Here is a 2,047-nt window from a genome sequence, read left to right on the forward strand (position 1 = left end):
AAAATATTAAATTATCAACACCACCACCAGTAATTACAGTGATAAGCGGCATAATGATATCTTTTACTAACGAGTCTACGATTTTGCCAAAAGCACCACCAATAATTACACCAATGGCTAAATCCATCATATTGCCTTTAATGGCAAATTCTTTAAATTCTTGAATAATACTCATCTAAACATCTCCAGATGTAGGGGGGAGGAACACATCATATTTTTCTTTTTTCACTGGCCTCTTATCCGTCTAGATAGTACTCGCCATGATATTGATAATTTAATATTTTTTTCAAAAAAAGAAAGCTATTTCACACTTTAACAACATATTTGCTTACAAGAAAAATATGACTTTAAGTTTACTTTCAGCTTTACCAGTAAGCAATAAAAAACCGCTAAACGAATTTAGCGGTTTTTCTTTTTCATTTAAGAAAAATTATTTATCACGGTTACGTTTACGTTCGTTTTCAGTCAAGTAACGCTTACGGATACGAATTGATTTTGGAGTAACTTCTACTAACTCGTCATCTTCAATAAATTCAAGAGCTTGTTCAAGCGTAAATTCAATTGCAGGTGTTAAAGTTAAAGCATCATCAGTACCAGACGCACGAACGTTAGTTAACTGTTTCGCTTTAGTTGGGTTTACAACCATATCGTCTGAACGAGAGTTAATACCTACGATCATACCTTCGTAAACTTCTAACTGTGGTTTAGCAAATAAACGACCACGGTCTTGTAAGCTGAATAATGCATAGCCCAAGCATGTACCTTGAACCATAGAAATCAACACACCGTTTTGACGCTTCGCAACAGTACCTTGTTTAAGAGGACCATAGTGAGAGAAGCTTGAAGTCATAATACCAGTACCAGAGGTCATGGTTAAGAATTCAGAACGGAAACCAATTAAACCACGTGAAGGAACAGTTGCTTCAATACGGATACGGCCTTTACCGTCAACTTCCATATTGGTCATTTCACCTTTACGGTGACCCATTTGTTCCATTACAGCGCCTTGGTGCTGCTCTTCAACGTCAAACGTTACGTTTTCGTAAGGTTCTTGTTTTTCACCATCAATTTCTTTAATGATTACTTGCGGACGTGATACACCTAATTCGAAGCCTTCACGACGCATATTTTCAATTAAAACTGAAAGGTGAAGTTCACCACGGCCAGATACTTTGAAACGGTCTGGACTGTCAGTATCTTCAACACGTAAAGCTACGTTGTGAATTAATTCGCGGTCAAGACGTTCACGAATATTACGTGAAGTTACGAATTTACCTTCTTTACCAGCAAACGGAGAGTTGTTTACTTGGAAAGTCATAGACACTGTAGGTTCATCTACAGATAAAGGTGGTAATGCTTCAACATTTTTCGGATCACAAATCGTGTCAGAAATGTTAAGTGCATCAATACCAGTAATACATACGATATCGCCCGCAGATGCAGAATCAACATCAATACGCTCTAAACCATGGTACCCCATGATTTTTAAGATACGACCGTTACGTGTATTGCCTTCTTTGTCAATTACAGTAACAGGAGTATTTAATTTTACAGAACCACGTTGAATACGACCAACACCGATAACACCTACGAAGCTGTTATAGTCAAGTGATGAAATCTGCATTTGGAATGGACCATCAACATCAACAGCTGGTGGCTCAACGATGTCTACAATCGTTTCGAACAACGGAGTCATGTCTTCTGCAAGTTCTTCAGGAGCAGGACCCGCTACACCACGTAAACCTGATGCATAAACGATTGGGAAATCAAGTTGCTCATCAGTTGCACCAAGGTTATCAAATAAATCAAATACTTGATCGATTACCCAGTCTGGACGAGCACTTGGCTTGTCAACTTTGTTGATAATCACGATTGGTTTTAAACCACGAGCAAAGGCTTTTTGAGTCACAAAGCGAGTTTGTGGCATTGGGCCTTCTTGTGAGTCAACAAGAAGTAGTACGCAGTCAACCATCGACATTACACGTTCTACTTCACCACCGAAGTCGGCGTGTCCCGGGGTATCTACGATGTTGATACGGTAAGTTGT

Annotated in this window: 2 protein-coding genes; both read right to left on the bottom strand. The window is 38.9% G+C overall.

Features of this window, described 5'->3' with window-relative positions; translation table 11 throughout:
* On the bottom strand, nt 1–175 hold a 175-nt coding region (locus tag J582_RS24790; RefSeq protein WP_032048876.1), incomplete at its 3' end, for an MscL family protein.
* A gap of 255 nt (nt 176–430) precedes the next feature.
* A partial coding sequence (gene typA / locus J582_RS24795) for a translational GTPase TypA (RefSeq protein WP_032048878.1) occupies nt 431–2,047 on the bottom strand: 1,617 nt, incomplete at its 5' end.

Origin of the sequence: Acinetobacter sp. 1566109 (assembly GCF_000582255.1) — a bacterium.
Taxonomy (GTDB): domain Bacteria; phylum Pseudomonadota; class Gammaproteobacteria; order Pseudomonadales; family Moraxellaceae; genus Acinetobacter; species Acinetobacter nosocomialis.